Consider the following 12,643-nt stretch of genomic DNA (forward strand, 5'->3'; position numbering starts at 1 on the left):
TTTCAAAGGCCTGCTTGCGATTTTGCGCCCGCGCCCCTAGAAGCCGGGGCGCAGATTGCCAAAGGGGATGGGCCATGGGCTTCAAGATGGGTATCGTCGGGTTGCCGAATGTCGGCAAGTCCACGCTCTTCAACGCGCTGACGCGCACGGCGGCGGCGCAGGCCGCGAACTTCCCCTTCTGCACCATCGAGCCGAATGTCGGCGAGGTGGCGGTGCCCGATCCGCGTCTGGACAGGCTGGCCGAGATCGCCGGATCGAAACAGATCATCCCGACCCGGATGACCTTCGTCGATATTGCGGGCCTTGTGCGCGGCGCTTCCAAGGGCGAGGGGCTTGGCAACCAGTTTCTGGCCAATATCCGCGAATGCGATGCCATCGCGCATGTGCTGCGTTGTTTTGAAGATGGCGACATCACCCATGTTGAAGGCCGGATCGACCCGGTCGCCGATGCCGAAACCATCGAGACCGAGCTGATGCTGGCCGATCTGGAATCGGTGGAGCGCCGTCTGGCCAGCCTTGCGAAAAAGCTGCGTGGCGGCGATCAGGAAGTGCTGGATCAGGATCGCTTGCTGCGCCTGGCGCTGGCCGCGCTGAACGAGGGCAAGCCTGCCCGCACCGTGACTGTGGCGGAAGACGATCAGAAGCAATGGCGGATGCTGCAATTGCTGACCGCCAAGCCGGTGCTTTATGTCTGCAATGTCGAGGAATCGAAAGCCGCCGAAGGCAACAGCCAATCCGCCCGCGTGGCCGAGATGGCCGCGAAGCAGGGCGCGGCCTCGGTCGTGATCTCTGCCAAGATCGAAGAAGAGATCAGCCAGCTGGCCGATGACGAAGCGGCGATGTTCCTTGAGGAAATGGGCCTGACCGAGGCCGGTCTCGACCGGCTGATCCGCGCGGGTTACCAGTTGCTGGGTCTGCGCACCTACTTCACCGTCGGCCCGAAAGAGGCCCGCGCCTGGACCATCACCAAGGGGATGCTGGCACCGCAGGCGGCCGGTGTCATCCATGGCGATTTCGAAAAGGGCTTCATCCGCGCCGAGACCGTGGCCTATGATGATTACATCGCCGGCAAGGGCGAGGCGGGTGCCAAGGAGGCTGGCAAGTTCCGCGTCGAGGGCAAGACCTATGAGGTCAAGGACGGCGACGTGCTGCATTTCCTGTTCAACGGCTGACCGGCTGTTGAAAGGATTGAAAAGGGCCGCCCGAAAGGCGGCCTTTTGCATTTCCGCGCGGCCTGTGGTGCGGGCGGCCCTGCGAGGAAGGGGTGCGCTTTCGGACGTTTGAATGGGATCGCGTGCCCCAATCGTGCGCGATCCTTTGGCGACGGATCGCAATCCGTGCGAAACGGCCGGGTTTGACGCATATCAAGGTGCGCGTTGGCGTTCCGGGGCAGGGTGCAAATGCAACGCGCCCCCACGACCCGGAAACCCGCCATGACACGCCTGACGCTGCTGCTGTTCTCCATCATTTCCACCGCGCTCATGGGGGCGTTGATCATAGCGGCTCTGGTCAGTGGGCATGACACCTTGCAGCCGATCCTGATCGCGGCTGCCATCGGCTTTGTCGCGGCGGGTCCGGTCAGTTGGCTGGTGGCACGCCAGATCTTTTGATCGCGGCTCAGGCGTCGAAAAACACCTTCAGCGTATCCTCAAATTCGCGCGGCTTGTCGGCGTGAAGCCAATGCCCGGCCCCGGCCAGCTTGGCGAAATGGGCATTGGGGAAATGCGCCCGGATGGTGGGGCGGTTCTCTGGCCGCACATAGCCGCTCTCGGCGCCGGTCAGAAACAGGGTCGGGCCGTCAAATTGCCCCTCGGGGTCGTGCCAGCCGACGATCTTGGGCATTTCGCGTTCCAGCGCGTCGAAATTCAGCCGCCAGCGCGGCCCGCCCTCGGCCTTGAGGTCCAGCGATTGCAGAAAGAAGGCGCGCAAGGGGGCTTCAGGCACGGTCTGGGCCAGACGGCGATCGGCCTCGGCCCGGGTGGTCAGATCGCGCAGGTCCATGCCGCGCATCGCGTGGATATATTGCGTCTGGTCATGCGGATAGGCGACCGGCGCGATATCGGCGACCACCAGCCGCCGCACCAGCGGAGGATACGCAAGGGCCAGCGTCATCGAGGCCTTGCCGCCCATGGAATGGCCCAGAAGATCGACCTGTCCGCCATTGGCGCGGATCACCTCGGCCAGATCTTCGGCCAGTTCGGGGTAGCTGTGGCCGGGGAAATGCGGGCTGAAACCATGGTTGCGCATATCCACCGCCATGACATCGCGGCGTTCCGACAGGCGCTTGGCGATGACATTCCAGTTGCGGGCCGACCCATAGAGGCCATGCGCGATCAGGATCGGCGGCAGGTCAGTGGAAGGGGTTTGGGCGGGATGGCGCAGGATGTTCAGCATGAGGCCAATCTAGCGCCGCGTCGCGCGGCTTGCCAGAGCCGTTGCGACCACCCTGCCAGAGCCGTTGCGCAATCAAGGGTTGCCCCGTAAGGTGGCGCAAACATTGGCACAACCAAGAGCAGGGCTATGGGCGCAATCACCATCCAGCAGATGGCGGATCGGGTGGCGGGTCTGATGGAAGACCGGCTGCGCGCCCGTGGCGACGGGCTGACCGCCAAGCTGCGCAGCGCCGGGCGGCGTCTGCCGCGCCGGGTGCGCAAGGCGGCCGAGGAACTGGCCGAAGCCGCGCATCTGTCGCAAAACCCCAAGCTGCTGCTACAGATCGATGAGGGCCGTGTGGCCGAGGCCTATGACATCTGTGTGCGCCATCTGGCCCCCATGGGGGCCGGCGCGCGCCGCAAGGGCCTACTTGGCTCCGTCATGGCACAGGTGGCTTTCGGGCTGATCGTGGTCGCGGTGCTGGCCTATGTGCTGGTACGGGCACGGGGATCGATGTGACTTGCGGCCCGTGAAGGGCTTAAGGAACGCACGGTAGGTGAAGAATATGGGACAGGCCTTGCTGATCATCGACATGCAGCAAGAGATGCAGCGCCGCATCGATGCGGGCTATGATCTGGTGAATCCAGAGGCCCCGGCACAGATCGCAGCGCTTGCCGCTCGGTTTCGGGCGCAGGGCAGGGCGGTTGTGCATGTGCGCCACCGCGCGCAAGATCCCGCAGCCCCCTTCCATGTCGATGCGCCGGGCTATGCGCCCATGCCCTGCGCCGAGGCGGAGCCGGGCGAGGCGGTTTTTGTCAAACAGACCTCATCCGCCTTCGCCTCCACTGATTTGGCGGCACATCTGCGCGGGCAGGGGATCACCGATCTGGTGGTGACGGGGGCCGTGGCCGGGTTTTGCGTCAATTCGACGGTGCGGGCGGGGGCCGATCTCGGCTTTCGCATGATCGTGGTGCGCGATGCCGTGCTGGGCTTCGGTCTGCCACAGGACGGGCTGTCGGCGCGGGCGATTTTCGACGTGACGATGGGTCTTCTGGCGGCCGATTTCGCGGAAATGACGGAAAGCGCCGCGATCCTGTCGGCCTGAACGGGCAGCACCAAGAAGGACAATCGCCCAAGACCTGCGCTGTCAAAGCAAAAGGCCCCGGTTTCCCGGGGCCTTTGCATATCCATATCCTGACGCGGATCAGAGCGTCGGGTAAAGCGGGAACTTCTCGCAGAGTGCTTCGACCTTGGCGCGCACGGCGGCCTCGACGGCACCATTGCCCTCTTCGCCATTGGCGGCCAGACCGTCGACCACTTCGACGATCCAGTCGGCGATCATGCGGAACTCGGCCTCACGGAAGCCGCGGGTAGTGCCTGCCGGCGTGCCAAGACGGACGCCGCTGGTGACGGTCGGCTTTTCCGGGTCGAACGGGATGCCGTTCTTGTTGCAGGTGATATGCGCGCGGCCAAGGGCCTTGTCTGTCGCATTGCCCTTCACGCCTTTCGGGCGCAGGTCGACCAGCAGCACATGGGTGTCGGTGCCGCCGGTAACGATATCCAGGCCACCCTTCATCAGCTGATCGGCCAGGGCCTGCGCATTGGTCACGACCTGGGCTGCGTATTCCTTGAATTCCGGGCGCAGCGCCTCGCCAAAGGCCACGGCCTTGGCCGCGATCACATGCATCAGCGGACCACCCTGAATGCCCGGGAAAATCGCCGAGTTCACCTTTTTGGCGATCTCTTCGTTATTGGTCAGGATCATGCCGCCGCGCGGGCCGCGCAGGGTTTTATGCGTCGTGGTGGTCGCCACATCGGCATAGGGGAAGGGCGAGGGGTGCTGGCCGCCTGCGACCAGACCGGCAAAATGTGCCATATCGACCATCAGGTAAGCACCGACCTTGTCGGCAATGGCGCGGAACTTGGCAAAATCGATCTGGCGCGGAATGGCAGAGCCACCGGCGATGATCATCTTCGGCTTGTGCTCGACCGCCAGAGCCTCCAGCTCGTCATAATCGATGCGGCTGTCTTGCTTGCGCACGCCATATTGCACGGCGTTGAACCATTTGCCCGACTGGTTCGGGGCCGCGCCATGGGTCAGGTGACCGCCCGAGGCAAGGTTCATGCCAAGGATGGTGTCACCCGGCTTCAGCAGCGCGTTGAACACGCCCTGGTTGGCCTGGCTGCCCGAGTTCGGCTGGACATTGGCGAAGGTGCAGCCGAACAGCTTGCAGGCGCGCTCGATCGCGAGGTTTTCCGCGACATCGACAAATTCGCAGCCGCCATAGTAGCGCTTGCCCGGATAGCCTTCGGCATATTTGTTGGTCATGACGGAGCCCTGCGCCTCCATCACGGCGCGGGAGACGATGTTCTCGCTGGCGATCAGCTCGATCTCATGGCGCTGACGGCCAAGTTCGTTCTTGATGGAGCCGAAGATTTCCGGATCGCGCGAGGCGAGGTCTTCGGTGAAGAAACCGGGGTCGCGGTTGGCGCTCATGTGGCGTCTCCTGTCATGCGGGGCCTTTGCGCGACCTTTAGACCATGGGGTGGCCTCGTGTGAAGGGAAGAAAACGACATGGGGCAATTCCGCCGCGCCGCTTGCGGTGCTGCCCCGCTGTTGCGCCCGCGCCCCTTGCCTTCGCCGTCTACCCGGCCCAAGACTGGCGGCGGGGTGTCGCAAGGCGTCGCCCGAGACGAGGGGGAGGCCCGTTCGATGCGCATCAGCTTTCGCGCCAGCACCAGCCCGGCGGCGCTTGCGGCCTATACGGCGCTATCGACCCGCTATGGCGATGCGCCGGTGAAAACGGCTGATATCATCGTGGCGCTTGGTGGTGACGGCTTCATGCTGCAGACCCTGCACGAGACGCAGAGCCTTGATCTGCCGGTCTATGGCATGAATTGCGGCACCATCGGTTTCCTGATGAACGCCTATGCCGAGGATGCGCTGGAGGCGCGGCTGCGCGCGGCTGAGGAAACCGTGATCAACCCGCTGGCCATGCACGCGATTTCGGCCAATGGCCGCGACCATCACGCGCTGGCGATCAATGAGGTCAGCCTGTTGCGCGCAGGCCCGCAGGCCGCGAAGCTGCGCATCAGCGTCGATGGGCGTGAACGGATGCCGGAACTGGTCTGTGACGGGGCGCTGCTCTGCACCCCCGCCGGATCCACCGCCTATAATTATTCGGCGCATGGTCCGATCCTGCCGATGGGGTCGGATGTGCTGGCGCTGACGGCGATGGCCGCTTTCCGCCCGCGGCGTTGGCGTGGCGCGTTGCTGCCCAAGACTGCGCTGGTGCGCTTTGATGTGCTGGAGGCGGCGAAACGTCCGGTGATGGCCGATGCGGATGGAAGGTCGTTCCGTGACGTGATCAGCGTGGAGATCCGTTCAGAACCCAGCATCCGCCACCGCATCCTGTTCGATCCGGGTCACGGTCTGGAAGAACGCCTGACGCATGAGCAGTTCATGTGACAGGGTGGGGGCCTGAACGGCGTTGAGTTCATGGCCGCCGGTCATCCCTTGCCTTTCAACTGTGCCAGAGCGATCACTATTGGCCCGCGCAGATCAGCGCCGTTTCCGGCGTCACAAATGCAGGTGCAGATCACGCCATTCGGAAGAAGGGTGATGGCCCCGACCAGCCCCGCCACCAGCGCATGGCCATCAGCCCGTGGCGCGCCCGCGGAAACAGGGGGGCAACGCCATGCCCCAGGCCATGCAGAGAATGGCGCGGGCCCGGTTCACCCCATGGCCAGCGCATAGCCTATAGCCGGAAATCCGGGCAGCGCCGTGTCTTTCAGGAAACCTGCATTCCTGCCCGGAACTGCCATCGTGTTGGCCACAAGCGCCAGATACACCGGGATTGGAGCACCGCAGTCGATGCGCGCGCGCATCAGCCCGTGCCCAGCCCCAGGCAGGCGACAGCGAACGCCCCGCCAAAGAAGGATCCTGCGGATGTCACGTCGGCTCAGCGCGTGAAATGCTCGACATGGGTCTCCGCCGTCCGTCCGAAATAGACCACGCGCCGGCCAAGGAACGAGACGAAATACCCCGCGCAACCGGCCGCCCGGGCCTTTTCGCTGAAGACGGCATAGCTGTAATCGGCAGGATTGGCCTGCGCCCAGCGGACAAGGCGTTCGATCTCGCCCGCGTCGAACTTGGCCCCAACGGACCCCGCCGCCTGCGGTATGTCGCAGACCAGGCTTTCGCCGTCAGGCAGATAGAAAGTCTGGGTGTTGCGGCGATAATCGACCGAATAGCCCTCGAAGTCGGCAGCGATCAGCTTGCCCACGATCTCGGGAAAGCTGAGGCTGCCGTCATGGGCGGCCTGCAAGCAGATTTCGGCGATAGAAGTCCGTTCCGCGTCCATGGCGGTTCCTTTCGTGGTTGCAGATATCAGGTTAGGCCCAGCGGATCAGTCTAACGGGGTCTCGGTCAGCCCCCGCCGCTCGACGAGGGTCCGCAGAATCCGGCTCAGAGCCTCACGGTCGTCGCCAGACAATACGCTGAAATATTCGGCATCATTCAGGTCGGCCATCGCCGCCAATGCAGGAACCTTCGCCCGGCCCTCAAGCGTCAGCGACAGAATCTGCCCTCGTCCGCCGGTCTCGGCACGGGCGACCAGCCTCTTGGCCACCAGCCGATCGGCCAGTTTGCTGATTGCACCGCGGGTCATCCCCATCCGGCTGGCCAGCAAGGTGGGCGCAGTGCCATCCTCATCGAACAGCACCCGCATGAAGGACCATTCAGCGACCGTTACATCTTCCGCGGCGACCTTGCGGGCGAAATCCTGCGATACGGCGTTCGACACCATGCGCAGCCAGTATCCGGTGTGATCGGTCAGGTCGGAGATGGGCATGACGGCTCGCTTGCTCAATGTTGACTAGGAAACTACGCGAGATTTGTTTCCTAGTCAACATTGAGCAAGCCGATTATTTGCACGGCCGCTCCGTCCCGTAAAACCGACGAAATGTATCTAATCCGATACCCCGCCGGTTTCCCGGCGGGGTGCCTGATCTGACTGGGACAGATCAGGCTTGTTGCGGCGATTAGGCTTTGGCCAGGCCAATGCCTTGCAGCGCCGCCTTGATCTCGTCCAGAATCGCCGGATCGTCGATGGTGGCGGGCATCTTGTAGGCCTCGGCATCGGCGATTTTCACCATGGTGGCGCGCAGGATCTTGCCAGATCGGGTCTTGGGCAGGCGGTCCACCACCAGCGCGCGCTTAAAATCGGCAACGGGGCCGATCTTTTCGCGCATCAGCCTCACACAATCGGCCACCACCTCATCATGGCTGCGGGCTGCACCGCGCTTGAGGCACAGGAAGCCAAGGGGCGACTGGCCCTTCAACTGATCCGCAACCCCGATCACCGCGCATTCGGCGACATCCGGGTGCGAGGCCAGAACCTCTTCCATTGCGCCGGTGGACAGGCGATGGCCCGCGACGTTGATCACATCATCGGTGCGCGCCATGATGTAAAGATAGCCGTCCTCGTCGATATAGCCCGCATCGCCCGTCTCGTAATAGCCGGGGAACTGCGTGAGGTAGGATTTGCGGAAACGGTCTTCTGCATTCCACAGCGTGGGCAGGGTGCCGGGCGGCAGCGGCAGCTTCACCGCAATAGCGCCCAGCGTGCCGGGCGAGACGGGATGGCCGCCCTCATCCAGCACCTGCACATCATAGCCCGGCATCGGCACCGAGGGGCTGCCCAGTTTCACCGGCAATTCCTCGATCCCGAGCGGGTTCGCGGCAATGGCCCAGCCGGTTTCGGTCTGCCACCAATGGTCGATGACCGGGATGTTCAGGTGCTTTTGCGCCCATTGGATCGTATCCGGGTCGGCGCGTTCACCGGCCAGATAGAGGGCCTTCAGGTGCTTGAGGTTGTATTCCTTGATGAACTCGCCCTCTGGGTCGTCGCGGCGGATGGCGCGCAGCGCGGTCGGTGCGGTGAAGAAGCTGTTCACCTTGTTCTCGGCGATCACGCGCCAGAACGTTCCCGCATCCGGGGTGCCGACCGGCTTGCCCTCGAAGACCACGGTGGTGCAACCGGCGATCAGCGGGCCATAGGTGATGTAGCTATGCCCAACGACCCAGCCCACATCCGAGGCCGCCCAGAACACGTCTCCGACGCCCACATTATAGATCGCCCGCATCGACCAGTTCAGCGCCACCAGATGGCCCGCAGTTGCCCGCACCACACCCTTGGGCGCGCCGGTCGTGCCCGACGTATAGAGGATATAGGCCGGATGATCGCCCGAAACCGGCACGCATTCGGCGGGCTCCACCCCATATTGAAAGGTGTGCCAGGCGACATCGCGGCCTTCGATCAGCTTGGCAACCTCTTGTTCGCGCTGAAAGATCACGCAGAAATTGGGCTTGTGCGCGGCCAGATCAATCGCGCCATCCAGGAGCGGCTTGTAATGCACGATGCGGTTCGGCTCGATCCCGCAGGAGGCGGCGATGATCGCGCGGGGCTTGCAATCGTCGATCCGCACGGCCAGTTCATTGGCCGCAAATCCGCCGAACACCACCGAATGCACCGCGCCAAGGCGGGCGCAGGCCAGCATGGCCTCCAGCGCCTCGGGGATCATCGGCATATAGATGATGACACGGTCGCCCTTTTCCACGCCCTTGGCGCGCAATGCACCGGCAAGGCTGGCGACACGGGCTTGCAATTCCTTATAGGTGATGCCCTTGCGCAGATGGGTCACCGGGCTGTCATGGATGATCGCCAGCTGATTGCCGCGCCCGGCCTGGACATGGCGGTCCACGGCGTTCCAGCAGGCATTCACCTCGGCATCGGTGAACCATTCGTAAAGGGGGGCACGGTCCGCATTGAGGGCTTTGCTTGGCGGTTTGACCCAGTCGATCGCACCCGCCGCCTTCATCCAGAAGCCCTCCGGGTCAGCTTTCCAGCTGTCATAGATCTCTTTGTATGCCATCGTATGCACCTCCCACGGTTTGGGTATTTTGTTACGCGACCGCCCGGTCAGCGCGCAACGCTGTTACCGATCACGCGGAGCTCCTCCATCAAAAAATTTGCAGAATATTGCTGAGAAGGATCGCAAATTTTTGCAAAGTCATTTGATCTGCCAAGTTCCACAAGACGCGGCGAAAAATTTGCAAAGTTTTCCAGAATCGCAGTTTGCGACCGCTGTGAAGTGAGTCGGCTAAAGCTGGATATGGATGTGATCGTCATGCCGGGCGGCGCGGCAGCCCTGAAAGCGCAGACGCGGGTCGGAAAGGCCAAGGTGCGTGGCCAAAGCAGGCTCGATGAACATCCGGCCCAAGCGGGGATCGGTCAGCAGCGCCCGCGCCAGGGCCGTGGTGCGGGCTGGCTCCATCGGGCGGACGGGATAGAGGTGTTGCAACCAGCGCAGATCCCATCGCAGCGTCGGAAAGGAGGGCGGGCAGGTGTTGTGCGCCAAGGCTTCAAAGGCGAAGTAGCCCAAGGGCGCGCGGGTCTGGCCGGGAAGATATGTGCCCGTCGGGGACTGGTAGTAGAAGGCAAGATCCAGCTTGTCGCCATCATCATGCGACAGATGCGGCAAAAGCGGCATTCCCTTCAGGAAGGGAAAGCCGCCATCCAGCGCCAGCGTGACCGTGCCGGGATAATCATCCGCCACCCGCTGCGCCGCATCCCGCGCCAGATCGGCCAAGTCTGGTGCGACGAAGTTGCGCATGGCCACGCAATAGAAGGCAGATTGCATGTGCAACACATCGCCCTGACAGGGCAGGGGCTCACGACCCAATAGCGGGGCCGCAACCTGCGCCACGCCCCAAAACAGCAGATAGATCAGCAGAAACACCCGCCAGCGCCAGCGGGTGACAAGGGCAAGTGCCCATGCCAGCCCGCCAAGCTGGGTCAGCAGCGTCAGCGCCAGAATGACCAGCGCATGGAGCGCCAGTTTCATCGCCTTAGCTGGAATGGGCGTAATGTGCGACCGGGGTGCCTGCGATGGCCGAGACGTTCAGCAAGCCGCGCGCGGTAATCGAGGGTGTCACGATATGCGCCTTGTTGCCCATGCCCATCAGGATCGGCCCGACCTCCAGCCCGCCTGCCTTCATCCGCAGGATGTTGCGTGCGGCGTTGGCGGCATCGGAATAGGCAAAGACCAGAATATTCGCGGCCTTTTCCAGCCGTGAAGACGGCAGCATCCGCGCCCGCAGCTCCGGGTCGAGGGCGGCATCAAGGCTCATTTCGCCTTCATAAAGGAAGCTGCGCGTCTCGCTATCAAGGATCTCCAGCGCCGCGCGCATCCGCCGTCCGCTATCGGTATCCAGGTTGCCGAAGTTGGAATGGCTGCACAAAGCCACTTTCGGCGTCACGCCAAAGCGCTTGGCATGGCGCACCGCCCCCAGCACGGTTTGGGCGATCTGTTCCGGGGTCGGCACCGGGTTCACCTGCGTATCGGCGATGAACAGTGGCCCGTCCTCCATGATCATCAAGGACAGCGCGCCATGGGCCGACAGGCCGCAGCGCCCCAGCACCTCGGTCACATATTTCAGGTGCCACAGATATTGCCCGAAGGTGCCGCAGATCAGGCTTTCCGCATCGCCGCGATGCACGGCAATCGCGCCGATGGCGGTGGAATTGGTGCGCATGATGGCGCGCGCCAGATCCGGGGTGACGCCCTGGCGCGCCATCAGCTCGTGATAGCTTTGCCAGTAGTCGCGGTAGCGGGCATCGCTTTCGGGGTTCACGATCTCGAAATCGCGATCTGGCCGGATCGACAGGCCCGCCCGTTCGGCGCGGCGCGCGATGACCTCGGGGCGGCCGATCAGGATCGGCTTGTCGGTCATCTCTTCCAGCATGGCGTTGGCCGCGCGCAAGACGCGCTCATCCTCGCCTTCGGCAAAGATGATACGGCGTTCGGCCTGCCGCGCGGCTTCAAAAACCGGGCGCATGATCAGGGCGGATTTGAAGACCGAGCCGTTCAGCTTGTCGCGGTAAGCATCCAGATCGGCGATCGGGCGGGTAGCGACCCCCGTGTCCATCGCGGCCTTGGCGACCGCACTGGCCACCACGCCGATCAGACGCGGATCGAACGGTTTGGGGATCAGGTAATCCGGGCCGAAGCTCAGCTTTTCGCCCTGATAGGCGGCGGCGGCCTCGGCGCTGGTGGTGGCGCGGGCAAGCGCCGCGATGCCCTCGATACAGGCCAGTTGCATCGCATCATTGATCTGGGTCGCGCCCACATCAAGTGCGCCCCGGAAGATGAAGGGGAAGCACAGCACGTTATTGACCTGATTGGGAAAATCAGACCGGCCGGTGGCGATGATCGCCCCCGGTGCCACGGCGCGGACCGCATCGGGCAGGATTTCGGGCGTGGGGTTGGCCAGGGCGAAGATGATCGGGTTCGGCGCCATGCGCGCGACCATTTCAGGTTTCAGCACACCCGGCCCGGACAGGCCAAGGAACAGATCCGCGCCTTCGATCACCTCATCCAGCGTCCGCTTGTCGGAGGCCTGCGCATAGGCCGCTTTCTGCGGGTTCATGTCGATCTCGCGGCCCTCATGGACCAGACCGTGAATGTCGCAAAGCCAGACATTCTCGCGCTTCACGCCCAGCTTCAGCAGCATGTTCAGGCAGGCAATGCCCGCAGCCCCGCCGCCGGTCGAGACGATCTTGATCTGGTCAAAGGCCTTGCCTGCCACATGCAGCGCATTGGTCGCGGCAGCCCCTACCACGATGGCCGTGCCATGCTGGTCGTCATGGAAGACCGGGATGTTCATCTTCTCACGGCAGAGCTTTTCGACGATGAAGCAATCGGGGGCCTTGATGTCTTCAAGGTTGATTGCGCCAAAGGTCGGCTCCAGCGCGCAGACGATTTCCGCCAGCTTCACCGGGTCTGGCTCATTTAGTTCAATGTCAAAACAATCGATATTGGCGAATTTCTTGAAGAGGACCGCCTTGCCCTCCATCACCGGCTTTGAGGCCAGCGCACCAATATTGCCAAGACCCAGCACGGCGGTGCCATTGGTGACCACGGCAACCAGATTTCCCCTTGCGGTGTAGCGGCTGGCGGTTGCGGGATCGGCCTTGATCTCCAGGCAGGCTTCGGCCACGCCGGGGCTATAGGCGCGGCTCAGGTCGCGGCCATTGGCCAGCGGCTTGGTCGCACGGATCTCCAGCTTTCCGGGTTTGGGAAACTCGTGATAATCCAGTGCCGCCTGGCGGATCGCGTCGTGCCGTGCCTCGTCCATGATACCCTCCCGAAATTTGGTTTGGCCTTAAACCATCCGGTTTGCGATGCAAGCCGGAAGGCACGCTGG

The 12,643-nt window shown here is 63.3% G+C and carries 12 protein-coding genes; 5 read left to right on the top strand and 7 right to left on the bottom strand.

The window, feature by feature from the left end; all coding sequences use genetic code 11:
- Positions 1-74: 74 nt before the first annotated feature.
- Positions 75-1,172, top strand: a complete 1,098-nt coding sequence (ychF, locus tag GBJ34_RS07200) for a redox-regulated ATPase YchF (protein WP_151718588.1) — start codon at positions 75-77, stop codon at positions 1,170-1,172.
- 261 nt (positions 1,173-1,433) lie between these two features.
- Positions 1,434-1,610 (top strand): CTP synthetase, encoded by a 177-nt coding sequence (locus GBJ34_RS07205; protein ID WP_151718589.1) that lies wholly within the window; start codon positions 1,434-1,436, stop codon positions 1,608-1,610.
- Between the two features lie 7 nt (positions 1,611-1,617).
- On the opposite strand, the gene GBJ34_RS07210 is transcribed toward GBJ34_RS07205, so the two are convergent.
- Positions 1,618-2,394, bottom strand: a complete 777-nt coding sequence (locus GBJ34_RS07210) for an alpha/beta fold hydrolase (RefSeq protein WP_151718590.1) — start codon at positions 2,392-2,394, stop codon at positions 1,618-1,620.
- A gap of 126 nt (positions 2,395-2,520) precedes the next feature.
- On the opposite strand from GBJ34_RS07210, the gene GBJ34_RS07215 reads away from it, so the two are divergent.
- Both GBJ34_RS07215 and GBJ34_RS07220 read left to right on the top strand, forming a co-directional pair.
- Complete coding sequence (locus GBJ34_RS07215; RefSeq protein ID WP_151718591.1) at positions 2,521-2,892, top strand: hypothetical protein; 372 nt, start codon at positions 2,521-2,523, stop codon at positions 2,890-2,892.
- Between the two features lie 46 nt (positions 2,893-2,938).
- Positions 2,939-3,478 carry an isochorismatase family protein gene (locus GBJ34_RS07220; RefSeq protein ID WP_151718592.1) on the top strand — a complete coding sequence of 180 codons (540 nt, stop codon included), beginning with the start codon at positions 2,939-2,941 and terminating at the stop codon, positions 3,476-3,478.
- Between the two features lie 99 nt (positions 3,479-3,577).
- Here the strand turns inward: GBJ34_RS07220 and glyA are convergent, their stop codons facing one another.
- A complete protein-coding gene (gene glyA, locus GBJ34_RS07225) occupies positions 3,578-4,870 on the bottom strand; it encodes a serine hydroxymethyltransferase (RefSeq protein WP_151718593.1) in 1,293 nt (430 codons plus the stop codon).
- A gap of 216 nt (positions 4,871-5,086) precedes the next feature.
- On the opposite strand from glyA, the gene GBJ34_RS07230 reads away from it, so the two are divergent.
- A complete protein-coding gene (locus GBJ34_RS07230; protein ID WP_151718695.1) occupies positions 5,087-5,842 on the top strand; it encodes an NAD kinase in 756 nt (251 codons plus the stop codon).
- A gap of 493 nt (positions 5,843-6,335) precedes the next feature.
- On the opposite strand, the gene GBJ34_RS07235 is transcribed toward GBJ34_RS07230, so the two are convergent.
- The 5 genes from GBJ34_RS07235 to GBJ34_RS07255 all read right to left on the bottom strand — a co-directional run bounded on the left by GBJ34_RS07235 (position 6,336) and on the right by GBJ34_RS07255 (position 12,574).
- Complete coding sequence (locus GBJ34_RS07235; protein ID WP_151718594.1) at positions 6,336-6,737, bottom strand: DUF1398 domain-containing protein; 402 nt, start codon at positions 6,735-6,737, stop codon at positions 6,336-6,338.
- A 45-nt stretch (positions 6,738-6,782) separates the two neighbouring features.
- Positions 6,783-7,226 (bottom strand): MarR family winged helix-turn-helix transcriptional regulator, encoded by a 444-nt coding sequence (locus GBJ34_RS07240; RefSeq protein WP_151718595.1) that lies wholly within the window; start codon positions 7,224-7,226, stop codon positions 6,783-6,785.
- A gap of 190 nt (positions 7,227-7,416) precedes the next feature.
- Positions 7,417-9,309, bottom strand: a complete 1,893-nt coding sequence (gene prpE / locus GBJ34_RS07245; protein WP_151718596.1) for a propionate-CoA ligase PrpE — start codon at positions 9,307-9,309, stop codon at positions 7,417-7,419.
- Between the two features lie 228 nt (positions 9,310-9,537).
- Entirely contained in the window at positions 9,538-10,281 is a 744-nt protein-coding gene (locus GBJ34_RS07250) for a hypothetical protein (RefSeq protein ID WP_151718597.1), read from the bottom strand.
- A 4-nt stretch (positions 10,282-10,285) separates the two neighbouring features.
- Positions 10,286-12,574 (bottom strand): NADP-dependent malic enzyme, encoded by a 2,289-nt coding sequence (locus GBJ34_RS07255; protein ID WP_151718598.1) that lies wholly within the window; start codon positions 12,572-12,574, stop codon positions 10,286-10,288.
- Positions 12,575-12,643: the final 69 nt, after the last annotated feature.

Source organism: Gemmobacter serpentinus (genome assembly GCF_008973825.1).
In the GTDB taxonomy this organism is placed as follows: domain Bacteria; phylum Pseudomonadota; class Alphaproteobacteria; order Rhodobacterales; family Rhodobacteraceae; genus Gemmobacter; species Gemmobacter serpentinus.

Coding starts and splice junctions, on each gene's coding strand:
- ychF (WP_151718588.1), top strand. CDS start 75: ATGGGCTTCAAGATGGGTATCGTCGGGTTGCCGAATGTCGGCAAGTCC.
- GBJ34_RS07205 (WP_151718589.1), top strand. CDS start 1,434: ATGACACGCCTGACGCTGCTGCTGTTCTCCATCATTTCCACCGCGCTC.
- GBJ34_RS07210 (WP_151718590.1), bottom strand. CDS start 2,394: ATGCTGAACATCCTGCGCCATCCCGCCCAAACCCCTTCCACTGACCTG.
- GBJ34_RS07215 (WP_151718591.1), top strand. CDS start 2,521: ATGGGCGCAATCACCATCCAGCAGATGGCGGATCGGGTGGCGGGTCTG.
- GBJ34_RS07220 (WP_151718592.1), top strand. CDS start 2,939: ATGGGACAGGCCTTGCTGATCATCGACATGCAGCAAGAGATGCAGCGC.
- glyA (WP_151718593.1), bottom strand. CDS start 4,870: ATGAGCGCCAACCGCGACCCCGGTTTCTTCACCGAAGACCTCGCCTCG.
- GBJ34_RS07230 (WP_151718695.1), top strand. CDS start 5,087: ATGCGCATCAGCTTTCGCGCCAGCACCAGCCCGGCGGCGCTTGCGGCC.
- GBJ34_RS07235 (WP_151718594.1), bottom strand. CDS start 6,737: ATGGACGCGGAACGGACTTCTATCGCCGAAATCTGCTTGCAGGCCGCC.
- GBJ34_RS07240 (WP_151718595.1), bottom strand. CDS start 7,226: ATGCCCATCTCCGACCTGACCGATCACACCGGATACTGGCTGCGCATG.
- prpE (WP_151718596.1), bottom strand. CDS start 9,309: ATGGCATACAAAGAGATCTATGACAGCTGGAAAGCTGACCCGGAGGGC.
- GBJ34_RS07250 (WP_151718597.1), bottom strand. CDS start 10,281: ATGAAACTGGCGCTCCATGCGCTGGTCATTCTGGCGCTGACGCTGCTG.
- GBJ34_RS07255 (WP_151718598.1), bottom strand. CDS start 12,574: ATGGACGAGGCACGGCACGACGCGATCCGCCAGGCGGCACTGGATTAT.